This is a genomic window from Pseudomonas sp. NPDC087346 (assembly GCF_044744235.1).
Classification (GTDB): Bacteria; Pseudomonadota; Gammaproteobacteria; order Pseudomonadales; family Pseudomonadaceae; genus Aquipseudomonas.
Map to the genome: position 1 here is coordinate 18407 of NZ_JBIUXX010000042.1, position 22541 is coordinate 40947.

At 59.2% G+C, this 22541-nt stretch carries 22 protein-coding genes and 1 pseudogene; 12 read left to right on the forward strand and 11 right to left on the reverse strand.

All coding sequences use genetic code 11. The features are described 5' to 3' along the window. Positions 1–31: 31 nt before the first annotated feature. From ACIOZM_RS22090 to ACIOZM_RS22115, 6 genes are all read right to left on the reverse strand, one after another. Positions 32–2461 carry a TonB-dependent siderophore receptor gene (locus tag ACIOZM_RS22090; protein WP_401217175.1) on the reverse strand — a complete coding sequence of 810 codons (2430 nt, stop codon included), beginning with the start codon at positions 2459–2461 and terminating at the stop codon, positions 32–34. Between the two features lie 161 nt (positions 2462–2622). After that, positions 2623–3612, reverse strand: a complete 990-nt coding sequence (locus ACIOZM_RS22095; protein WP_401217178.1) for a FecR family protein — start codon at positions 3610–3612, stop codon at positions 2623–2625. Continuing rightward, a complete protein-coding gene (locus ACIOZM_RS22100) occupies positions 3609–4175 on the reverse strand; it encodes an RNA polymerase sigma factor (RefSeq protein WP_401217181.1) in 567 nt (188 codons plus the stop codon). Before ACIOZM_RS22100 ends, ACIOZM_RS22095 begins: the two co-directional genes overlap by 4 nt. A gap of 1 nt (position 4176) precedes the next feature. Beyond that, complete coding sequence (locus ACIOZM_RS22105) at positions 4177–4503, reverse strand: DUF3325 domain-containing protein (RefSeq protein ID WP_401217183.1); 327 nt, start codon at positions 4501–4503, stop codon at positions 4177–4179. Continuing rightward, positions 4503–6089 carry a PepSY-associated TM helix domain-containing protein gene (locus tag ACIOZM_RS22110; RefSeq protein ID WP_401217186.1) on the reverse strand — a complete coding sequence of 529 codons (1587 nt, stop codon included), beginning with the start codon at positions 6087–6089 and terminating at the stop codon, positions 4503–4505. The genes ACIOZM_RS22105 and ACIOZM_RS22110 overlap by 1 nt, the downstream gene beginning before the upstream one ends. After that, a complete protein-coding gene (locus tag ACIOZM_RS22115; RefSeq protein ID WP_401217189.1) occupies positions 6086–6391 on the reverse strand; it encodes a DUF3649 domain-containing protein in 306 nt (101 codons plus the stop codon). The genes ACIOZM_RS22110 and ACIOZM_RS22115 overlap by 4 nt, the downstream gene beginning before the upstream one ends. Positions 6392–6578: 187 nt before the next feature. Between ACIOZM_RS22115 and ACIOZM_RS22120 the strand changes: the two genes are divergently transcribed. From ACIOZM_RS22120 to fecA, 3 genes are all read left to right on the forward strand, one after another. Then, positions 6579–7067: a sigma-70 family RNA polymerase sigma factor gene (locus ACIOZM_RS22120; protein WP_401217191.1), complete on the forward strand. Its 489-nt coding sequence runs from the start codon at positions 6579–6581 to the stop codon at positions 7065–7067. After that, positions 7064–8002 (forward strand): FecR domain-containing protein, encoded by a 939-nt coding sequence (locus ACIOZM_RS22125; RefSeq protein ID WP_401217194.1) that lies wholly within the window; start codon positions 7064–7066, stop codon positions 8000–8002. Before ACIOZM_RS22120 ends, ACIOZM_RS22125 begins: the two co-directional genes overlap by 4 nt. Before the next feature lie 119 nt (positions 8003–8121). Next, a complete protein-coding gene (gene fecA, locus ACIOZM_RS22130) occupies positions 8122–10455 on the forward strand; it encodes a TonB-dependent Fe(3+) dicitrate receptor FecA (protein WP_401217197.1) in 2334 nt (777 codons plus the stop codon). A gap of 258 nt (positions 10456–10713) precedes the next feature. Here the strand turns inward: fecA and ACIOZM_RS22135 are convergent, their stop codons facing one another. Together ACIOZM_RS22135 and ACIOZM_RS22140 are read right to left on the reverse strand one after the other, a co-directional pair. Beyond that, a complete protein-coding gene (locus tag ACIOZM_RS22135; RefSeq protein ID WP_401217200.1) occupies positions 10714–11121 on the reverse strand; it encodes an HPF/RaiA family ribosome-associated protein in 408 nt (135 codons plus the stop codon). A gap of 201 nt (positions 11122–11322) precedes the next feature. Next, positions 11323–12270, reverse strand: coding sequence for a LysR substrate-binding domain-containing protein (locus ACIOZM_RS22140; RefSeq protein ID WP_401217203.1), 948 nt, complete (start codon positions 12268–12270; stop codon positions 11323–11325). A 135-nt stretch (positions 12271–12405) separates the two neighbouring features. Between ACIOZM_RS22140 and ACIOZM_RS22145 the strand changes: the two genes are divergently transcribed. Both ACIOZM_RS22145 and ACIOZM_RS22150 read left to right on the forward strand, forming a co-directional pair. Next, positions 12406–13782: an L-serine ammonia-lyase gene (locus ACIOZM_RS22145; protein ID WP_401217206.1), complete on the forward strand. Its 1377-nt coding sequence runs from the start codon at positions 12406–12408 to the stop codon at positions 13780–13782. Positions 13783–14030: 248 nt separating this feature from the next. Further along, the gene (locus ACIOZM_RS22150) at positions 14031–14348 is read left to right on the forward strand and encodes a DUF3509 domain-containing protein (protein ID WP_401217208.1); all 318 of its coding nucleotides are present in this window, start codon (positions 14031–14033) and stop codon (positions 14346–14348) included. Here ACIOZM_RS22150 and ACIOZM_RS22155 read toward each other — a convergent pair. Further along, a complete protein-coding gene (locus ACIOZM_RS22155; protein WP_401217211.1) occupies positions 14345–14845 on the reverse strand; it encodes a phosphate-starvation-inducible protein PsiE in 501 nt (166 codons plus the stop codon). The two genes, ACIOZM_RS22150 and ACIOZM_RS22155, sit on opposite strands and share 4 nt — an antisense overlap. Positions 14846–14884: 39 nt before the next feature. On the opposite strand from ACIOZM_RS22155, the gene ACIOZM_RS22160 reads away from it, so the two are divergent. Further along, positions 14885–15052 carry a hypothetical protein gene (locus ACIOZM_RS22160; protein WP_401217214.1) on the forward strand — a complete coding sequence of 56 codons (168 nt, stop codon included), beginning with the start codon at positions 14885–14887 and terminating at the stop codon, positions 15050–15052. Positions 15053–15123: 71 nt separating this feature from the next. Here ACIOZM_RS22160 and ACIOZM_RS22165 read toward each other — a convergent pair whose 3' ends face one another. Continuing rightward, positions 15124–15843 carry an autoinducer binding domain-containing protein gene (locus ACIOZM_RS22165; protein WP_401217217.1) on the reverse strand — a complete coding sequence of 240 codons (720 nt, stop codon included), beginning with the start codon at positions 15841–15843 and terminating at the stop codon, positions 15124–15126. A gap of 153 nt (positions 15844–15996) precedes the next feature. Here ACIOZM_RS22165 and ACIOZM_RS22170 point away from each other — a divergent pair, with 153 nt between their 5' ends. The 5 genes and pseudogenes from ACIOZM_RS22170 to ACIOZM_RS22190 form a co-directional block, all read left to right on the forward strand. Continuing rightward, a complete protein-coding gene (locus ACIOZM_RS22170; RefSeq protein ID WP_401217220.1) occupies positions 15997–16551 on the forward strand; it encodes an acyl-homoserine-lactone synthase in 555 nt (184 codons plus the stop codon). Positions 16552–16689: 138 nt separating this feature from the next. Then, positions 16690–17937 (forward strand): AfsA-related hotdog domain-containing protein, encoded by a 1248-nt coding sequence (locus ACIOZM_RS22175; RefSeq protein WP_401217223.1) that lies wholly within the window; start codon positions 16690–16692, stop codon positions 17935–17937. Then, on the forward strand, positions 17934–19082 hold the full coding sequence (locus tag ACIOZM_RS22180; RefSeq protein ID WP_401217226.1) for an NADH:flavin oxidoreductase: 1149 nt from the start codon (positions 17934–17936) through the stop codon (positions 19080–19082). The genes ACIOZM_RS22175 and ACIOZM_RS22180 overlap by 4 nt, the downstream gene beginning before the upstream one ends. A gap of 13 nt (positions 19083–19095) precedes the next feature. Further along, on the forward strand, positions 19096–19866 hold the full coding sequence (locus ACIOZM_RS22185; protein WP_401217229.1) for an SDR family NAD(P)-dependent oxidoreductase: 771 nt from the start codon (positions 19096–19098) through the stop codon (positions 19864–19866). 192 nt (positions 19867–20058) lie between these two features. After that, positions 20059–20298 (forward strand): annotated as a pseudogene (locus ACIOZM_RS22190) (YebG family protein); the annotation flags it as partial. Between the two features lie 203 nt (positions 20299–20501). Here ACIOZM_RS22190 and ACIOZM_RS22195 read toward each other — a convergent pair. Continuing rightward, the gene (locus tag ACIOZM_RS22195) at positions 20502–21521 is read right to left on the reverse strand and encodes a Glu/Leu/Phe/Val dehydrogenase dimerization domain-containing protein (protein ID WP_401217232.1); all 1020 of its coding nucleotides are present in this window, start codon (positions 21519–21521) and stop codon (positions 20502–20504) included. Positions 21522–21705: 184 nt separating this feature from the next. Here ACIOZM_RS22195 and ACIOZM_RS22200 point away from each other — a divergent pair, with 184 nt between their 5' ends. Beyond that, a complete protein-coding gene (locus tag ACIOZM_RS22200) occupies positions 21706–22509 on the forward strand; it encodes a SirB1 family protein (protein ID WP_401217235.1) in 804 nt (267 codons plus the stop codon). Positions 22510–22541 lie beyond the last annotated feature (32 nt).

Here is a 22541-nt window from a genome sequence, read left to right on the forward strand (position 1 = left end):
TGCTCGCGAAGAACGATGACGCGGTATTCGGTCAGAACTCCAGCGTGCTCGACAACGAAATCTGCCGCGAGTCGCCCATCGACACAAAGAACCGGCTCACCGCCGAGGTGTAGTAGGTGCGATCAAACAGGTTCTTCACGTTGAGCTGAAACTTGACCTTCTGCCCTTCAACCTTGGTGTCGTAAGTCGCGAACGCATCGGCCACGGTGTAGCTCGGCAGCTCGAAATCATTCACCGCATTGCCCGCCCGCTCACCGACGTAACGCGCCCCCGCGCCAACGCGCAACTGATCGCCGCCGATCACGCTGCCGAAGTCATACACCGCCGATAGCGAACCGCTGTTCTTCGCCACGTTTTGCAGGCGATTGCCTTTGTAGTCCGGGTCTTCTGTGACTTCGGCATCGGTGTAGGCATAGCTGCCAATCATGCTCCAGCGCTCGCTGAGCTGACCGCTCAAGTCCAGCTCCAGGCCGCGAGAACGCACTTCGCCGGCAGCGCTGTAAATCGTGGTCGGGCCTTCGGCGTTGGACACCAGCACGTTGCGTTTCTTGATGTCGAACAGGGCGATGTTGCCGGTGATGCGCCCCGGAATATCCAGCCGCGCCCCCAGTTCCCACGACTTGGCTTCTTCCGGCGCGATGCTGCCGTCGAGCACGGTGCTGCTGCCGCTCAGCGGGGCGATTGTCGAGTTGGGTTTGAACGATTCGGTATAGCTGCCGTAGAACGACAGCTCATCGGTATAGCGATAAACCAGGCCCGCACGCGGCACCCACTTCTGCCCGTTGTTGTCGGTGTTGGCCTTGAATGGCACGCCTTTGCCGGCGTACTGGTCGTACTCCTGGAAGCGTCCGCCGGCGACCAGAATCCACTGATCGTTGAGGTGGATCGAGTCCTGCAAAAACACCGAATCGCTGCGCAGCAGATCGGTTTGCGCGCTGTCCGCTGCACTGACCGTGGTGCCCTCGACTTCACGGCCATACACCGGATTGACGTAGCTGAAGGTGCTCAGGCTTTTCTGGCGGATCAGGTCGGCGCGGTAGATCTTGCGGTACTCGTCATCGACGCCGAACACCAGGTCATGCTGCATGCCCAGCACGTTGACCTTGCCTTCAAGACTGGCGGTGGTGAAACGGTCGGTGCTGATCGCGCCTTGAGTGCCGTCCATGCTGCGGGTCAGCGTGCCTTTTTTGGTGTCGATGGCGGTCACGCGGACTTGGCTGGCGTCGTAGGTTTCGCGGTTCCAGCTGTAGCCGAAGTGCGCTTTCCAGTCGTCGTTGAGTTCGTGATCGGCCTCGAAGTGATACAGGTCCGAACGCCCTTCCATGTTGTTGAACGGCTCGTCCAGACGCTCGTTGCGCGAGATATCCAGCGGATGATTGGTGCGCGGATCGATCAGCGTGCCACGGTCGAACGGGGTGAGAAATTCGCGATGCTCGTAGGCGAACAGCAGCTTGGTGCGTTCGCCGTACCAGGCCAGCGACGGCGCAATCAGCGACTCGCGATGGGTGCCGAAGTTGCGCCAGTAATCTTCATCTTCGTGATCCAGCACCATGCGGTAAGCCAGCCCGGAATCACCCAGTGCGCCAGTGCTGTCGAAGGTGCCGCCGCTGCCATTTTTGCCATCGCCGTAAGTCGAGCCGCTCAAGGTCAGGGCGTTGTACTGGGTCAGTTCAGGCTTCTTGCTGACCATGTTGACCACCCCGCCCGGGTCCTGAATTCCGTACAGCAACGATGCCGGGCCCTTGAGCACTTCAACGCGATCGACCGTGGCGTTCATGCCGCGACCCTGCACGATCGGCATGCCGTCGCGCATGATCGAGCCGTTGCGGTTATCGCCGAATCCGCGCGTCATCACCGAATCCTGGGTGCTGCCCAAAGTGTTGCCCTGGGTGATGCCGCTGACATTGGCCAGTGCATCATCGAGATTGCGCGGCGTCTGATCACGAATCACCTGTGCCGGGATGACATTGACGGTTTGCGGGATTTCTTGCAGCGAAGCCGAGGAGCGCATCACCGAGCTGGTTTCCGGTGGCTGGTAGCTCTGCGATTCATCGCGCATGGAGGTGATGGTGGTGGCGCCCAGATTCAATGCGCCTGCGGTCGGTTGCGGTTCCAGCGCCAGGGTGTGACTGTCGGTGCGGCGGAAGGTCAGGCCGGAGCCTGCGAGCAGACGTTGCAGCGCTTGCTCGGCGCTCATCTGCCCGTTGACCGCTGGAGCGGTGAGGCCGTACGGCGCTTCATCGGTGTAAACCACGCTTTGCCCGGTCACGCGGCTGAAGTCGCTCAGCGCCTGGGGCAACGGTTTGGCGGCCAGGGCAAAACTGAATTGCTTTTGTGGCTGACTGCTGAGGGTTTCAGCGGCAAGCGCCACGCTGATCGGCAGCAACGCCAGCGCCGAAAAACTCAATACCGAAGCACCCAACCACTGTTTGACCGAACCCGATTTTGCCCTGGACTTCATTGCTCATGACCTGTGTAGAACCGCAACGGATGCGAATGACTCGCAGTTTCAGTCACTACACGAATGGCGTCCGGGTTTACCTCACTACAAATTTGAAAATATTTTTTTAGATCACATACAAACCTGTGGGAGCTGGCTTGCCAGCGATGGCGCCAGTAGCCTCAACGCAAAATAATCAGATGCCCCAGCACTTGATGCTGCTCAAACCCCATCACGCCCTGCAACGAACTCAACACCGCGTGCGGGTCCCTACTCGGAAAACTGCCGCTGACCTTACGTGCCGCCAGTTCATCGTTGAGCAACACAATCCGTCCCGGGTAATAGCGCTGCAGATCCTGCACCACATCGGCCAGCGTCGACTTGTAATAAGTCAGCCATCCCTGACGCCAGGCCAGTTGCGCTTCGCTGTCGGTGGCGTGAAGTTTTTCTGCGGTACCTGCGCCGTAAACCACTTGCTGACCGGCGGTGAGAATCTGCTGTTCGCCATCGGCTTGCGCCGTCACGCCGACCCGTCCTGACAACACCGTAACCTGCGCGCCCTGCGGTTTCAGGCGCACTTCGAACTGGGTGCCAAGTACTCGCGCCTGACCCTTTTCAGCCTCGACCACAAAAGGCTCACCGGTATGCGTGACGCTGAAAAAACCAGCGCCGCGCCGCAGCTGCACATGCCGTTCGCCATGGCTGAAATCCACGGCGATGGCGCTGTCGGCGTCGAGTGTCACTTGCGATTGATCGGCCAGAATCACCGTACGAATTTCGCCGGGCGCCGAGACGTAATCGGCGCCGAGATCATCGATCCAGCGCTGCGGTTGCCAACCCGTGCCGAGGCTGATCATCAATGACAGACACGCCGCCATCGCCAGCGCGCCCGACCAGCGCAGCAGCGGTGCACGACGTGGCCGATCCATCGCATTGAGATAACCCTGCAAGGCAAACGCCTCTTCATCAGCCAGCGTGCGCGCCGGGCCTTCGCTCAATTCCCAGATCACTTGCGCCTGTGCGTAAGCCTCGGCGTGGGCCGGATCGGCGCGCAGCCATTGGCTGAATGTGAGTTGGTCGCCTGCGCTCGGCCGGTCGTGCAACAGGCTCAGCCAGGCAAGTGCAGCCTGTTCCTGAGCGGGCGTCGGGGCGACGCGGTCGATGTGATTCACGGTGCTTTCCCTGGCAGGCGTGGCGCGGGTTCGCGCAGGCTGGCCTTGCAGGCCTCGAGGGCGCGCATCATATGTTTTTCCACGGCGCTTTGGGACAAACCCATGGCCTTGGCGATGTCGGCGTACTTGCGCCCGTGAATACGATTGAGCAAAAAAATCTGTCGCGTGCGCTCGGGCAACGCACGCAGTGCGGCCTCGACATGGCGCAAATCATTACCGGCTTCGAGCGCTGCCTGCGGCTCGCTGCCATGGCTGTCCGGCTCGTCCGGTTGCCAGCCTTCGTTGACCCGCACCCGCGCGCCCTCGCTGCGCAAATGGTCGATGGCGATGTTGCCGGCACAGCGCAAAAGGTAAGTGCTGAGTTCTTCAACCTGCACCAGCGGCCGTCGCCAGAAACGCAAAAACAGATCCTGCACAAGATCCGCCGCCGTCGCCCGACAGCCAACGCGTCGGTTAACCAACGCTTCCATCTGCGAACGCTGGGACAGAAATACCTGCAAAAAATGCGCACGCGCCCCGCGCGGCTCGTCGTCGCGTGATTCCGGCGGATGACCGATCAGCACTTCAGCACTGCGCCCATGCGGCGACCGGTGTCGCCAGCAAACTCACCCCGGCCAGGGCCAACGCCAGTTTCGGCCGATAGGGCAACAGCAGCACCAGGGCCAATGCGCTGAACATCAGCACCGCAAACCAGTCGACCAGACCGAAACTCCAGCCTTTCGCATCGACAGCGGCCCACAGCGATAAACCGAGCAATAGCCATCCGGCCAGCTTCAGGGCCTGACGGCGACGCTCTGATGGTTTGTGCCCGAGCAGATCATCGTGATGCCGGGGCATCGACAGACACAGCGCGGTAAACCCGGCGTAACACAACAACAGCGCCAGCAGCATCAATGGCTCCCCTGTTCAATCGTGACCGGACGAGGCGTTTCGCGAGCCGGTTTTTTCACCCGAACGGTGTTGCCGGCGCGCTGCATTTTCCACGCAGCCCAAGCCAGGAAGAGACCGCAGCCGAGACAGGTCAAGTCGAACCCGGCCAGCACCCAATCGCCTTGCGCCAGCGTCACGCCAAGGTGATGCGAAGTGGTCAGGGCGTTGAGCAATGGCAGCGAGCTAAACAGCATCGCCGCCAGCGCCAGTTGCTCGACCCAGGCTTTGCGTCCGGGGCGCAGCAGCGCGTGGATCATACTCAAGCCCCAGGCGATGAAGAACGCGTTCACTTCCCAATCCGCGCGTCCTGCCAGACTCACCGGCAGCAGACGATTGGCCCAGAAGAACACTGCCACCGCGCTGACCAGTCCGGCCATGCTGGCGATGTTCAGCACTTCAACCAGCCGCAACTCGAACGGCATCACGCCGCTTTTGGCATGTTTGAGCTGGCGCTTGCCAAGCCAGATCACCAGCCCGGTGCCGATCATTGCCGTGCCGGCCAGACCACAAATGAAGTACAGCCAGCGCAATACCGGGCCGGCGAAATGGCCCATGTGTAACCCATAAAACGTGCCGCCGACCGCCATCGCCACCGGTTGAACCGGCGTACTGCCAAGCAGTTGTCCGCTGACACCGTTGAAGGTCACTGCACTGCCAAAGTCGTGAACCACGCGATCGCCTGCGCGTGACAACACCACCGATGCATTGCTATCCCCCGGGTTGTTCACCGTGACCCGCGCAGTCTGGCCACCAGACCACTGCTCACTGGCCTTGGCCAATAGCGGGGCCATCGGCGCCAGCGACACGGGTATGTTGAGCCGTTCCGGGTTCTGGGAGGCCGGGAAAACTTCAGCGTAAAACTTTTCGACGTCGTTACCGTACGAGGCAAGAATGCTCGCCGGCATGACCATCGACATGAAAATCACCAGACTGCTGTAGGTGATCATCAGGTGAAACGGCAGCACCAGCACGCCCACGGCGTTGTGTCCGTCGAGCCAGGAACGCTGACCTTTACGCGGGCGAAAAGTGAAAAAATCCTTGAAGATTTTCTTGTGGGTAATGATCCCGGTAATCAACGCGACGAACATCACCATCGCGGCGATCGTCGACAGCCAGCGCCCCCACGGATAAGGCATCTGCAACTGGAAATGAAAGCGGTAGAAGAATTCGCCGCCCATGCTTTCGCGGCCCTGCACTTGGGCACCGGTTTGCGCGTCCAGCGTTCTGGACTCGAACCGTCCACGCTCGCCCGGTTTAGCCGGAGCCTGTTGCCAACGCACTGTCAGGCCGGGATCGCGCGCATCGGGTAAATCGATCAGCCAGCGCGAAGCGCCACCCGCGTGTTGTTGCAGATAATCCTGCGCCAGCGTCAGGCTCGCCTCGGCATTCAGAGTGCGCGCGGGAATTTCCGGCTGCATCCAGTGACTGATTTCGTCCTTGAAATACGCCAGGGTTCCGGTCAGAAAAATCGCGAACAGCAACCAGCCGAACACCAGTCCGGTCCAGGTATGCAGCCAGGCCATCGCCTGGCGGAAACCCTCTTTCATGCGAAACCCAATCCACGTGCCGCGCCGGAAATCGTCGCGAGAATTACGCTAGGCACCAGCAATCCGACCCACGCCGACCACGCCGTTCGGCAAGCGAAGCACCAGAGCACCGCGACCAGATACACCAGAAACGACACGGTCATGCCGGTCACGACTGCTTCGGCACGGCTCAACGGCAACCACATAGTCAGGGTGACACTGGCCAGCGCGGCGACCAGATAGCCGCCGAATATCGCCGCCAGCACTCGTGAGGTGACGGCCAGACGATAGGACATGGGAAGTGTGGCGAGTTTGCCTTTCATGTTTCGACCCTGAAACGGAAACGTTCGGCGACAAGCCGAGCTGATGGGTTGCAATATTAATGATAAATATTCTCATACGCAAAAGCATCTGATTGCCGGACAGTAGCAAGCGCCCCTACAATGCGAACCATTCTTGTTCGCTAACACATGCGTTTTTATCCATAAAGAAAGCGCCCGGGGTCATTCGTTGCCGTCCGCCCATCCTGTCGAAATGCTTTATCAGGCCCACAACGGCTGGCTCACTGGCTGGTTGCGCCGCAGGCTCGGCTGCCCGGACAGTGCGGCGGACTTGGCGCAGGACACCTTCATTCGGGTGCTGACTGCCCGTGAGCCGCTGGCGATCATCGAACCCCGCGCATTTCTCACCACCCTCGCCAAGCGCGTGCTGTTCAATCATTACCGCCGTCAGGATCTGGAACGCGCCTACCTCGAGACCCTCGCGCAGATGCCGGAAATGGTCGCGCCGTCGGAAGAAGACAAAGCGATCATCCTGCAAACCCTGCTGGAACTGGATCAGTTGCTCGATGGCCTGCCGCGACCGGTCAAACGCGCGTTTTTGCTGGCGCAGATCGATGGCCTGACCTATCCGCAGATCGCCGCCGAACTGGGGATTTCCGTGGCCACGGTCAAACGACATCTGAACAAGGCAGCCATGCGCTGCTATTTCGCGCTATGAACCCGTCGACAGATTTCTCCTCGCAAGTTGCCGAGCAGGCGGTGCACTGGCTGCTGGAAATGCAGCAAGGACCGTTGAACCCGCGCCAGCAGCACGCCTGGCAACAATGGGTTGACGCGCACAGCGAGCATCGCCGCGCCTGGGAACACATTCAGCGGGTCAACTCGCGGTTGCGCGGGTTGTCCTCACCGCTCGCGCATGCGGCGTTGAATGCGCCGAAGTCCGGCAGCCGTCGTCAGGCACTCAAATTGCTGCTTATTCTTGGTGCCGGCTCGGCAGTGACTTGGGGGATGCGCGAGCACAATCCATTGCCCTCGTTGCTCGCCGACTACCGCAGCCCGATCGGTCAGCGCCGCAAAGTGCCGCTGGACGGTGGCGGTCAATTACAGCTCAACACCGCGAGTGCGGCGGATGTGCGGGTGGATGGCTCACAACGGCTGATCCGTTTGCTCGAAGGCGAAATCCTCCTGAGCACCTCGCAAGCATTCGAAGTGCGTACCGCGCAGGGAGTTTTGCAAGCCCAAGGCGCACGTATCAATGTGCGCCAGTTTGCTGATCGTACGCAGATTGCGTTGTTCGAAGGACAGGTCGAACTGACGGCCAATGGACGTGCGCCCATCGCATTGCCGGCGGCGCGTCAGCTGAGTTTCAGCGCAACGTCGATCAGCCCGGCGCAAGCGCTCGACGCCAACAGCGGCGCCTGGGCCGACGGCATGCTGGTGGCGGCGCACATGCGGCTGGGGGATTTCCTCGACGAACTCGGGCGCTATCGGCGCGGGCAACTGCATTGCGATACGAAGGTCGCTGATCTGCTGATTTCCGGGACTTATCCACTGGATGACAGCGAGCGGATTCTTGATCTGCTGGAAATCAGTTTGCCGGTGAAGGTGAAGCGCTTCACCCGTTACTGGGTGACAGTCGAAGCCAAGGCCTGAAAATCCTTTCCACAAGACACTACTCCAAAAAAATATTTTCAATTAGTGAGCCGTTTTTCAGATCTGGCGTGACAGAGAAGGAAAGCCCCCTTGATTCAACCTTCTCAGGATCATCGAACATGCACCCCACCCGCCTCACGCCACTGGCCCGCTCCCTGCGCAATCTCGTTCTGGGTGCCAGCCTGACTCTCAGTGCCCTGCCCGCCGCGCTGGCCGCCGACACCAAGGCTTACCACATCGCCCCGGCATCGCTGGAAAACGCCCTCAATCAGTTTGGCCGTGAAGCCGGGGTGCTGATTTCCTTTGGTTCGCAAGTCACCAGCGGCGTGACAAGCCGTGGTCTGGAAGGCAATTTCACGCCGGAACAAGGTCTCAACGCCTTGCTCGAAGGTACCGGCCTGCAAGCCCGCGCCGAGGGCAACAACGCGTTCAGCCTGCAACCACTGAATGACACGGCGCTGGAACTGGACACCTCGAAAGTCGTCGGCGACTGGCTCGGCGACGCGGCGCAGGTCAACGTTTTCGAGCATCCGGGTGCGCGTGATGTGATCCGTCGTGAAGAGTTCGAACGCCAGGGCGCCACGCAGGCGCGTGATGTGCTCAACCGCATTCCCGGCGTCAACGCCCCGGAAAACAACGGCACCGGTAGCCATGACATGGCGCTGAACTTCGGCATCCGTGGTCTCAACCCGCGTCTGGCTGCGCGCTCGACAGTGCTGATGGACGGCATCCCGGTGCCGTTCGCCCCTTACGGCCAACCACAGTTGTCGTTCGCGCCGATCAGCATGGGCAACATGGATGCGGTGGACGTGGTGCGCGGCGGCGGCGCGGTGCGTTACGGCCCGCAGAACGTCGGCGGTGTGGTCAACTTCGTGACCCGGGCGATTCCCGACGAGCCGACGGTCAAGGGCGGCTTCCAGACCGAGACCAGTCCATCGTCGAGCCATGACGGCTTCAAGACCAGCGCCAATCTGCTCGCCGGTGGCACCAACGCCAATGGCCTCGGCGGTGCGCTGTTGTACTCCGGCACGCGCGGTGGCGACTGGCGTGAACACAGCGACACAGAAATCGACGACCTGATCCTCAAGGGTAAATACCAGCTCGACGAGGCCAACAGCTTCAATGCGATGGCGCAGTATTACGAAGGCAAGGCCGATATGCCCGGCGGTCTGAACGTCGCCGACTACGATGCCGATCCATACCAGTCCACGCGGCCGAAAGACCAGTTCTGGGGGCGCCGCACCATGTTCAATTTCGGCTATCGCTATCAGGAGGATCGCCGCGAGTTCACCGCCAATACCTTCTTCACCAAGACCCTGCGCAGTGGTTATCTGGATCAGGGATCGTTCCTGTCGCTGTCGCCACGCGAGTACTGGGTTCGCGGTTTCGAAACCCGTTTCGCCCAAGGTTTCGACCTGGGCCCGACCAGCCATGAAGTCGGCGTCGGCTACCGCTACATCAACGAGGCCGGCCACGAACTGCGCTATCGCACGCCGATTGCCAGCAACGAATACCCGACCACCAACAGCCGCAACGACCGCGACACCCGTGGCGGCACCGAGGCCAATGCGTTCTTCGTCGACGACCGGATCGATATCGGCAAGTGGACGATCACCCCGGGGGTGCGCTACGAGATGATCGAATCGCAGCAGACCAACAACCTGACCAACGTCAAATACAAGGGCGACTACAACACCGCGCTGCCGGCGCTGAACGTGTTGTATCACCTGACCGACACCTGGAATCTGTACGCCAACACCGAAGGTTCGTTCGGCAGCGTGCAGTACAGCCAGATGCCTAACCGCGTGAGCAGCGGTGAAGTGAAACCGGAGAAGGCCCGTACCTGGGAACTCGGCACCCGTTACGACAACGGCGCACTGCGAGCGGAGATCGGTGCATTCCTGATCAACTTCGACAACCAGTATGAAAGTAACCAGACCAACGATTCGGTGATCGCCCGTGGCGAAACCCGCCATCAGGGCATCGAAACCAGCGTTAACTATGCGCTGGATGACTTGATCCCGGCGCTTGCCGGTTTTGATGTCTACGCCACTTACGCCTTTGTTGACGCGACCATCCGCGAAGACGGGCCGAACAAGGGCAATCGTGTGCCGTTCTCCTCGAAACACAAAGGCACGATTGGCGTGGGGTATACCGAAGGACCTTGGAAGCTCAACCTGGACAGCAGTTTCCAGAGCGACCAGTTCGCCGACAACGCCAACACCTCGAAAGAAAGCGCCGACGGCAGCACCGGCAAGATCCCCGGCTACATGCTGTTCAGCAGCCGTGCGGGTTATGACTTTGGCCCGCAATTGTCGGATTTGAACGTCGCGGTCGGGGTGAAGAACATCTTCAACACCCAGTACTTCACGCGCTCGTTCGATGACAACAACAAGGGCAAGTACGTGGGTGAGCCACGGACGGTTTATGTGCAGACTTCCGTGGCGTTCTGAGCCCAGACCTGAAATACCTGCAATCCTTGTGGCGAGGGGGCTTGCCCCCGTTGGATTGCGCAGCAATCGCAATACCTGCAACCCGGTTTCATCCGGCTGATTATGTCAGCCGATCTGCGACTGCTTCGCAGCCGAACGGGGGCAAGCCCCCTCGCCACAGGCATGTATGTAGTCGTAGATTTGTATAAGAGACGCAAACAAAAACGGGCCTGCATTCGCAGGCCCGTTCTCATTGGGGTGAATTAAATAATCAGTCGATCAACTGTTGATCGCTGCCTGTTCGTTCTCCAGAAACTCTTCTTCCAGTAGCGAATCGTTGGCTTTGCCCCTGAAGGGCACCACTGCGGCACGTGGTTTGCCACGCAGTTTGCCGAACAGATGCTCCAGCTTGTGTTCAAGTTTCTCGGCAGCGCCGTCAATCGCCTGTTCCAGCGAATCGGCTTTGTGGGTCACGGAAATCGGTTGGTGGCCTTTTGGCCGCGCTTCCAGTTGGCAGCGCATGTCATGGGGACCTGGCTTGTCACCGTTCTCGTCGGCCAGATGGACTTCGACGCGGGTCAGGTCTTCTTCATAACGTTCGAGCGTGCTCTCAATGGTTGTACGTACCCACTCCTCCAGTCGTTGACTACTTTGAATATGGTTATCGCTGTTGACTTGGATTTGCATAGTTCCATCCCTTATTTCAGCTAGCTCGCTAGAGGCCTGGATATGATTCTCGTGACCTCTTGATTACAACAATCGGCCCGCTTGCCGAAGATTTCAACCCCTGAAAAAAGATAAATATTCATTAGCAAAAAAAGCCGGACAAGGGAGTAAAGCGCTGGTAAGGTCGGGAGTTGGGTCGCCCCTCTCCTCTGCAAAATCTGCTCACAATTGCCCGTCATTCAACGGGTGCAAACTGCGAAAAATCCCCGCTTCTTCTACTACCCAGTCATGCACCGCACGCACGCCCGGATGGCTCAGCGCACCCGGCGCATAGAGCAACACGTAGCGTTTGTGGTTGGGCACCGACAGCCCGAACGGCACGATCAACGCGCCTCGCTCCAGTTCGTCATTGAGCAGCGTGCGCCGGGCAATCGCCACGCCCATCCCGGCAATCGCCGCTTCGATGGTCAGGTGATTGCGATTGAAGGTGTGCCCGCGCCGCACATCGGCGCCCTCGAAACCGATGGCGTTGAGATAGAACTCCCATTCCGCATATTCATAGCTGCCACGCCAGGCGGTGATGTCGTGCAGCAGCGGGAAATGCACCAGATCCGCCGGCCCGTGCAGCGGCGGACGTCCGCGTAACAAACTCGGCGCACACACCGGGAAAATCTGCTCATCGAGCAAGGCTGTGGATAACAATCCCGGATAGCTGCCGTCGTTCAAATCGATGGCCAGATCGAAATCGCCCTCGTGCAACGGCACGCTGCTGTCCTCGGCCACCAGACGCAACTGGATATCCGGATAACGCTGTTGCAGGCGCGGCAATCGCGGGGTCAGCCACTTGCTGAGGAACGAGGGAATCGAGCGCAGCCGCAAGGTACCGCTGATCATTCCGGCATCCAGTCGACGCAGTTCCGCATCAATGCTGCCGTAGGCCTCGTTGACCGTGATCGCCAGCCGCTGCCCTTCCGCACTCAACTCCACGCCCCGCGCCCGCCGATGGAACAGTCGAAAACCGAGGCGCTCTTCCAGTTGGCGGATCTGTTGGCTGACCGCCCCCGGGGTGATGTGCAATTCCTCGGCACAACGGGTGAACGACAGGTGCCGCGCGGCACAGGAAAACACCTGCAGCCAGACGTAGGTCTGGGCATGCAATTGACGACTCATTGTTTAGTCCTGCTAAAGGCTGTCTTAGGAAGTTTCGTTGGTCACGTCGAAGCGACGCAGGCAGTATCGCCGACATTGCGCTTGTCCGACAAAAAATGGCAGCGATTCCTCCTCCATTGCTTGTAAGGGTTTAGCATGGCTATCAGTGTTTTTGATCTATTCAAAGTCGGCATCGGTCCGTCCAGTTCTCATACCGTCGGTCCGATGCGTGCCGCCGCGACCTTCGCCCAAACCCTGATCGATCAGCAGTTGTTAGCCGCCGTGCAGCGTGTGGAAATCCGCCTGTATGGCTCGCTGTCCGCCACTGGCGTCGGTCACGCTACAGACCGCGCCTGCGTCTTGGGGCTGATGGGCGAATGGCCGGACAGCATTGATCCGGCGACCATCGAACCGCGCATCGAAGAACTGCGCGAAACCCGTCAACTGAACCTCGCCGGGCAGAAGACTATCGTCTTCCACTGGCAGCGTGACCTTCTGCTGCTGGACGAAAGCCTGCCCTACCACCCCAATGCGATGTCGCTGACAGCCTTCGGCGAAACCGGCGAATTGTTCGAGCAAACGTATTACTCGGTTGGCGGTGGTTTCATCATCGAAGCGGCGGAAGCCGAGTCCGGCGTAGCCCCGGCCAGCGACGTGGTGTTGCCTTATGATTTTTCCAGCGCGGCTGAATTGCTGGCGCTGTGCAAGAAACACAATCTGCGGGTCGGTGAGTTGATGATGGCCAACGAACGGGCCTGGCGCAGCGACGAGCAAATCCGTCAGGGTTTGCTGCACATCTGGTCGGTGATGCGTGAATGCGTCGAGCAAGGCATGCGCCACGAAGGCATCTTGCCGGGCGGTCTGAATGTCCCGCGCCGCGCCGCGAAACTGCACCGCAGCCTGTTGGAAATCGGCAAGCCGAATGTCATCACCTCAACGCTGTCGGCGATGGAGTGGGTCAACCTATTCGCCCTCGCGGTCAACGAAGAAAACGCCGCCGGCGGGCGCATGGTCACTGCACCGACCAACGGTGCCGCCGGGATCATCCCCGCCGTGCTGCACTACTACATGAAATTCAATCCGGATGCGTCCGACGACGATGTCGTTTCGTTCTTTCTGGGCGCAGCCGCGGTCGGCATTCTGTGCAAGAAAAACGCTTCGATCTCCGGTGCCGAAGTCGGTTGTCAGGGCGAAGTCGGTTCTGCCTGCGCAATGGCCGCTGCCGGCCTCGCCGAAGTGCTTGGCGCCACGCCGGAGCAACTGGAAAACGCTGCCGAAATCGGCCTCGAACATAACCTCGGTCTGACCTGTGACCCGGTTGGCGGTCTGGTGCAAGTGCCCTGCATCGAGCGCAACGCCATCGCCGCGGTCAAGGCGATCAACGCCACGCAAATGGCTCTGCGCGGTGACGGCAACCACTTCATTTCCCTCGACCGTGTTATTCGCACCATGCGCGATACCGGCGCCGACATGCACGACAAATACAAAGAGACTTCACGCGGCGGCCTGGCGGTAAACTGGGTGGAATGCTGATCGAACGGATTGCACCGTCGACGACCATCAAGTCATTCCTGCCCTGAAACGGGCCACAAAAGAAAAGGCGAGCCAGCGTGGCTCGCCTTTTTTATTACCGCATCCATTGCTCGAAAACTTTCCCGGCACAGCCCTTGCTACGTCCCTGATGGAGATAAGGCTAAGGAATGGCCGATGGTCTGGTATTGCGAACTAATCCTGATCAAAGCCAGTCAACAACTGCACGTTCAATCAGGCGGTGACGCATCATGGACAACCCTTTTCAATTGATTACCGATGCTTTCGCGCCGGACTATCAGATCAACCTGAGCATTCAGGGGCTGGACGGCAGCATCATGCTGACCCTGTCCAACGCCGGGCGAATCGTCGCCAAACGGATGATCAGCGCCGAACAGCGCAATGACCCCAAACGCCTGAAGCGTCTGGTGCAAAGCATTCAGTTTGGTATCGCCATCGAGCAGGGCCACAGCGCCATGGCGATTCTTGAAGCGATGACCAGCAGTGACGGAAGAACTCCGCCACCGCCCTTGGTCAATGGCCCGCCACGGCAGTCCATCGGTCTTTAAAGTTCGCCCTTCTCGATCTCGGGATGTTCACCGGAACTCGCACCGGTCTTGCGTTGCGGTTTCTCGATCTTCACCGACGGAAATTGCGATGATGCGTAGCGCACCACCAGAATCGAGAACGCCAACAGCAGAATCCCGCCGCACAGGTAGATGATGCCCATGTCCGGCGGATTGTGGTGCGAGACGTTGGAGATCAGCAGACGCGTCAGCGCGGTGATCGCCACGTAGATCAGGAAGCGCACCGGCATGTGATTGGTCTTGAAATAAATCCCGACCATCGCCCCGAGTTCCAGATAGATGAACAGCAGCAGGATGTCATCGATCTTGATGTGGCCCTCTTCGAGCATCCCGAGAAATTCCATCACCGCCGCCCACGCGGTCACCGCACCAATGGCAAACAGTGCCAGATAGTGGAAAGTCTCGACGAACAGGTTGCCCAGGGACTCGGCCAGTTGATGCACGTTTTGCCGCAGTTTCTCGGCCCAGTTGATTTTCACGATGAGTTTCCTTAGCCCGATGCGAGCGGATGATGCCGGTTGGACGTGACGTTTTTTCTGCATGCGCCGCAGATCATGCAGAAACAAGGCCATGCATCATGGCGAGCCGCGCTAAAAGCCGCGCCGTGGCGTTTGGTCGCAGCACATCAAAGCAAAGGATTCATGGAAATAAGGATTTTTGAGCATCCGCAGGGATTTAATAAGTAAATAAGCTGAAGATTTCCCAAGATGAATTTCTGATTATGCCCACCTGAAACCCGTTAGTTAATAAGTAACCATTACGTCCAGAGCAGCCCCATCAGCGAAGCTTTTACCGCCGCAGCGATTTTGTTCTGACAACCGAGTTTCTTCAGGCAATGGCCTATATGGAAATTTACCGTTCTTTTGGTAATACCCAGAATGATCGAAACATCGTCGGACGATTTGCCGTCGGCGGTCCATTGCAGGATCTCCTTTTCCCGCTGTGACAACTCGATCGGCACCGGTAAAACCGATCCCGCTCCACACAGTTGCAACCGCGTCATACCCAAATGGGTGATCTGCGCGAGCCAGGACAACTCGGCCTGTTTGGTCTGAAGTTCCAGCGCCGAGATCGCGTCGCCGCCCCGGGCAAACGTCACCAGCCCTTGCGCTTCGCTATTCAGCAGCGATTGCCCCCAGCCTTGCGCAAGCCCGTGGGACTGCGCCTCATGCCAGAAATCAGGCGCACGACTTTTGAGTTCGGCGTCCCACAACACAGGTTTTACGCTACGCATTGCGCGGATGACGTAGGGATCGATTTCCAGGTAACGATTATCGGAATAGGCCGCTTGCCAGGCTGGGGAATAGTTATTGGCGAGAAACAGACAAGGTTTGGTAATAGGGAAAAGTCTTCTGGAGCCATAGGCTACATAATCAAACTCCAACTGGCGGGCAACGTCCCTGATATTGTCGAACAATAATTCGACGTCCGTTGCGGACATAGCCTTTTCCAACAGTTCAGCCTGCCAGTACGACATAGAGAATTCCTTTCTCGTTTTATTGCAGTTGGCGTCTTGCCAACATGCCTAGCATATTTCCAAATGTTTCCGCTAGCTGTCAAGGGTGACAGGTAGTACGCAAACCCGCCTTGCACTCTAATCGGCGCCACAAATCACTAAAAGGAAGCTGTGATGGATTACTTGTCCGGACGTTATGACGAACTCACGTCAGTAAAGCGTCAGCGCTTGGCTCAATACCGCTATCAGGTGTTCGTCGAACGCCTCGGCTGGCAATTGTCGACCCCTGACGATTACGAGTTCGACCAGTTTGACCACAGCGGCACACATTACATCGTCGCAGAGCAAGATGACGGAAATATCAAAGGCTGCGCGCGCCTGTTGCCCACCACTCAGCCGTACCTGCTGAGCGAGGTGTTCACCTCGTTGCTCGGCGACGTGCCTGCACCTTGCGGCGATGACATCTGGGAACTGTCGCGCTTCACCTCTCTGGACCTGGATGCCCAGACCGGTAAAGACGAACAAGTGATGTCCGACGAAAACACTGTCGGCCTGTTCATGGCCACGCTGGATTACGCCAAGACCTGCGGCGTGTCGCATCTGGTGTCGGTGTCACCGGTAGCCATCGGTCGCCTGTTGAAGCGCGGCGGTATCGATTTCAAATGGCTGGCACCCCCGCAAGTGCTGGACAACCGCACCCTTGGCGCTTGCTACATCACGGTGCAATAACCCCCTTCCCGACATCCCCAAAGATAAAAACAACAAGCGCAGCTGCTGACACCCGTCGAGCAGCGCAACGGGGTGTGGGTCGATCTCAAGACATGGATAGCCACTGCTGAAACCTACGTTCAACTCTGAGGGAAGATCATGATCGACATGGAAAGGAAAGTCGCAAAAGACATCGTGCACAAGGGCCACGATGACGATGTATTGATTTACGACGTGCGCCACCTGCTGCCCGCTTGGCTCAGTGCGGAAATCGTTGAACAGGCAAACCTCGAAGCAGCGGATCTCGACCTCATCAACCAGGCTTATCGCCTGGACAGCGGCCGACAGGTACTGCGCTCGCTGCCAACGATCATCGGCCTCGACGAACTGGAACAGGCCGGCATGACCGACTGTCTGCCAGAGCTGTTGAACTACTACGAAAAAGCCACCGATCACCTGATCCTCAGCAACGTCTGGGTACTGGAAAGTACCGAGGCCAAACTCGCGCAACTGCTCGACCACGATGGCCTGCTCGATATCGGCCAGCGCCGTCGGGTGCATGAAGTGCTGAAGAAAATCGACGGTTGCCCACAGCAAGGCCTGCTGTATTTCACCCTGTTCAACGACACCTCGAATTACTTCTTCTATCGCAAGCATCACGAACACGTTCCCGGCCTGATGCTGATCGAAGCCGCCCGCCAGGCGATGTACGCGCAGTTCTATGAACACAGCGGTTATGCACGCGGTGAAGTGTCGATTTCGATCGTCGATCTGCTGTCGAGTTTTCCGCGTTACACCGAATCGTCGTTTCAGGTTGACGTCGTGGTCGGCGACTACGAAGGCATGGCGCCGCCGCGCGGACGCAAAGTCGACAAGCGTGCACGGTTCTTCCAGAGGGGCGAACTGGTGGCCGACATTCGCCTGCACGGAGAAGTGATCAAGATGCCGGTCTTCAAGCGTATGCGAAACATCACTATCGATCCGACCCACTGGTTCCACCCGCTCAAAGGCATCCGCCATGAAGTGCTGGTGCACCTTGAGTCCGGCCGTCATCTGGCTGGCCGTCTGGAACTGCTTTCGATGGGCGGCCTGCAAATTCAGGGTGACAGCCTGGGCGACTCGCTCGACATGCCGGCCCGTGGCCACGCTTATCTGTATCTGGAAAGCGAGGGCATGATTAGCCTGCCGGTGCAGTCGATAGTCGAAAGCCATGCGCCAAAGGGCAGCCTGCTCACGTTGCAACTGGCGGATCTGGATTCGGCCATGCGCTTCAAATGGCGCGAAGTGCTCAAGCAATTCACCTACTTCTCGCACCAGCAAGCACTGCCCGCCCCTGCTGCCGAACAGCCACTGTGGATGACGGTTGACCCGACAGCGGCGATGCCCGAGCAGAGGATCGAGGCATGATCGAGCGTTATCCTCACGTGCTTGCGCCGCTTGAACTGGCCGACGGACTGGTGCTGCGCAATCGGCTGTTCTTCGCCTCGATGGGCGTGGATCTGGCCGATCACAGCGGCTGCGTGACGCCCGCGATGATCGAGTTCTATCAGGGCATCATGGAGGGCGGCTGCTCGATGGCGTTTCTGTGCAATGCCACGGTGTCGCCGCAGTCCAGATTGCAGAGCACCGGGCTGGCGTTGTACGAGCAGCAACACGGCGAATCACTCAAAGCCATGTTCGAGATGGCCAAGCGGGTCAACACACCCATCGGCGTGCAGCTGCAACATTACGGCGGTCAGGGCACCACCACGCACACCGGGGTTGCCGTGCTGACCCCCAGTGGCGTGCCGTGCCCACGGGTGTCGAAACTCGATCCCGACTATCGGGTTCGGGTCATGGACGAAACCGACATTGCCTTGGTGATCGAGCAGTTCGCCCACTCCGCCTGGCTGGCATGGATCAACGGCGCGCAACTGGTGCAGTTGCAGGCATCCAACGGTTATCTGCTGAGCAGTTTTCTCTCGCCACACACCAACAAGCGCACCGACCGTTATGGCGGCAGCGAAGAGAACCGCGCGCGTCTGCTACTCGAAGTGGTGCGCGCCATTCGCGAACGAACTCAAGGCGCGCTGGCCGTGACCATCCGGCTGGGGATCGATGATCGGCTGGGGGATGAGGGTCTGCAATTTCCGGACATCAAGGAAACCGTCCAGGCCCTGTGTCAGGCCGGCGTTGCCGCACTGGAATGTTCGATGTGTATGGGCGCGACGTTTGGCCAGTTGATCGTGCATTCCGAGACCATGGACGAATACCTGCAAGCGGGTGTGCGGGCAATCAAAGCGGTGTCGACGGTGCCGGTGGGTTACGCCGGTTTCATCGATGGTCTGGACAAGGCCGAACACTTGATCGCCGACGGCATTTGCGACTGGGTCGGGATGTCCCGGGCGCTGTTCGCCGACAACGATCTGGTCAACAAAACGCTGCAGGGTCGCTCCGACGAAATCCACAAATGCCTGTGGGACAGCCAGTGCTTCAGCGACAAAAGCAATCCGCGGCTGGACCGGGTGTATTGCTGTGTGAACCCGAAATATCTGCGCCCATCGTTGGCATAAGGAGATGCGATACATGTACGACTTCATCGGAAAAGTGTGCCTGGTCACCGGCGGGACGAGTGGCATTGGTGCGCGGGTCAGCGAGCGTTTGATCGAGGCAGGAGCCGAACTGATTGTGTTCGGCAGAGACGAGGAAAAAGGTGCGCAACTGGCAGATCGCCTCGGCGAACACTGCCGGTTCATTGCCTGCGATGTCGGCGACCCGCAACAAGTCGAGCAAGCCTTCGCGACCATTCGCTCGGTCTACGGCCGGCTCGATTGCGCTTTCAACAATGCCGGCGTCACCGCCCGTTACGGTGCCGTCGCCGACTCATGTCCGGAAGACTGGCTGAAGGTGATGAATATCAACGTCAACGGCACTTATCACTGCATGCGGCATGAACTGCAAATCATGCTCGGACGCAGCGCTGGCACCATCGTCAACACTTCGTCCTGTGCCGGGGTGGTGCCGATTGGCGGCCAGGTGGCGTACGTCGCGAGCAAACAGGCAATCAACGGCATGACTCAGGTGGCCTCTATCGAGAACGCCAGACTTGAAGACGGCGGTTGTATTCGCGTCAACGCAATTGCTCCGGGGCCGATTCTCGGCGGCATGAACAGCGAAGCACGCCTGCAAGCGGCGCCGGAAAACACCCAGCGCAAAATCAACGTCACCTCGATGAAACGCTTCGGCACGGCGGATGAAGTGGCCAACGCCGTGCTCTGGTTGCTCAGCGATCAGGCGGCCTATGTCACGGGGGTGATCATGCCCGTGGATGGCGGTTACGCCAGCGGCAAATTCTGACGCGTATTCAGCTGACACAAAACGACCCGCAAATTGCGGGTCGTTTTGTTTGCGCCGAACATTCGAAAGCGCCGATTCCGGTCTACATTAAAAAGCCGCTACCCAAAGCGCAGGGATTCGCTTATCCTTTTCGCTGTATATAGATACAGTAGTCGCAAAGACAACTAAATGTGAAGGCATGTGAGGTGGTGAATGGCCGTCGAAGTGGTATACCGCAGCAGCCGAGATCTGGAGCGCTTGTTCATGGATAAAGCCGAAGCTGACCGTCATGACAAAATGCTTGAGCTGGCCGAATATCTGGCCGATGTGCTGCAAAAAGCCGTTCCGTCCCTGACCGAACAGCAAATGGAAGAAGCCGGGATCTACATGGCGAAAAACCGCGATGTGTTCGCCCGGGCGTTCAAGAGCCAGCCGGACGCACTATTGGAGCTGATCAACGCTCCAGTCGAGACCGCGCCAGTGACAGAAGTGGCGGAACCGGAAGAAGCACCGGCCAAACCAGCCAAAACGGCAAAAGTCGCGAAGTAATACGGTTCGAATCGAAAAGATCGCAGCCTGCGGCAGCTCCAGCACGGGAATGGATTTTCCTGTTGGAGCTGCCGAAGGCTGCGATCTTTTGCTTTTTGATCCTCAAATCACCGATACAACACCTTCTCCGCCAACTCATTCGCCACCCGCGCCGGCGAACGCTTTTCCGCCTGCGCGTGTGCAAAGACCTCGGTCAGCCGCGAGCAGATCTTCGACAGATGTGCAGTGATGGTCGGCAACTCTTCGCCACGATGTTTCAACGAAACATAGATCAGCCCACCGGCATTGATCACATAGTCCGGCGCATAAAGAATGCCGCGCCGCTCCAGTTGATCCGCGACGTCGAGATGCGTCAGTTGATTATTCGCTGAACCGGCCACCGCCGAGCAGCGCAACTGGCTGACGGTATGGCTGTTGAGCACCCCGCCAAGGCCACACGGCGCGAGGATGTCGCACGGCGTGCTGAGCAAGGCGTCGTTGGCAATCGGATGGGCGTTGAGCTGTTCCATCGCCAGTTGCACCTTGCCGTGATCAATGTCGCTGACCAGCAGCTCGGCCCCGGCTGCATGCAACTGTTCCGCCAGCGCGTAGCCGACATTGCCCAGGCCCTGAATCGCCACGCGTAAACCTTCAAGGTTGTCGCTGCCCAGACGCGCCATCGCCGTGGCGCGAATACCGGTGAACACGCCCATTGCTGCGTGCGGCGCCGGGTCGCCGGCCGAGGTGGTGCTGGTGACATGCTGGGTCTGTTGGGCGATGCAATCCATGTCGGCCACCGAAGTGCCGCTGTCGATAGCGGTAATGTAGCGGCCGTCGAGTTGATCGATGCAACGCCCGAAAGCCTCAAACAACGCACCACGGTTTTCCACATGCACCGGGCGCACGATCACCGCCACGCCCCCGCCCTGTTCAAGCCCGGCCAGCGCGGCTTTGTAGCTCATGCCTTGCGCGAGGCGAATGGCGTCCTCGACTGCGGATTCGTCGTTTGGGTAAGCAAGATAACGGCATCCGCCGAGGGCTGGCCCCAGGCGACTGTTATGAATGGCAATGACCGCCTTCAACCCGGACACCGGGTCGACGCTGAGATGCAGCGATTCCAGGCGACTGCTTTGCATGAGAGCAAACATTGTTAGGCTCCCGAATCACTTCTGGTAGACGCCAGTATAGGCTTGCGCCTGAAAATTGCTGGAGCGCACCGGAATAAGCGCCGATGCCGACGACGACTTTGCGGCATAACCTCACAGCAGAGCCGTGCGGCACTGGACGAATGCCTCGCACGGGGCTAAAACGAGGCATTCCCCGGAGATTCAAATGAGTCCGCGCCAACGTTTTTTCGAGTGTCTGCACCGTTCGCCGCCCGCGCTGTTCGAAGCTGCGCTGTGGATGGCTGCCGAACACGAAAAGTCGCTTGATCCTGAAGCCCTGTTGCAGGATTTCAAGGAGCTGCAGCAGCGCGTCAGTCATGGCCTGCCGATGCTGCCGGTGAGTGAACTGGCGCAACCGTTGTTGCGACGGATGAATGATCTGGGGTTCGCTCAGGACGACTTTCTGCCGCTGCGCCCGCAGGCTGCGCTGCTGCATAAGGTGTTGCAGACCCGACGCGGTCAGCCACTTACGCTGGCGTTGATTGCGCTGGAGCTGGCACGCGGTCTGGAGATTCCGCTGGTCGGGGTGAATTTCCCCGGTCACTTTCTGCTGCGCGTACCAGGCGCCGACCACTTGCTCGACCCGTGCGGCGGCCGACGCCTGTACCCGAATGATTGCCGCGAGTTGTTGCAGCGCCAGTACGGCGCGCACATGAAGCTCAACGCCGAGCATCTGGCGGCAGCCTCCCCCGCACAAATGCTCCAGCGCCTGTCGCGTAATTTGCGCCAGTTGCACCTGACTCACGACGACTTCATCGGCGCGCTGATCGACGCCGAACGCGTACTGGAAATGGGTACCGCCAGCGCCGCCGATTATCTGGCCCGCGCCAGCCTGTACCAGCGGCTCGACTGCCCGAACGCCGAGCGCTTCGATCTGGAACACGCGCTGATGCTCAGCGAAGATCCGATCCAGCGCCTGCGCCTGACCGAACGCCTCGGCCACCTGCCCCCGAACTCAGTCGTCCACTGACCCCCCTTGTGGGAGCGAGCTTGCTCGCGAAG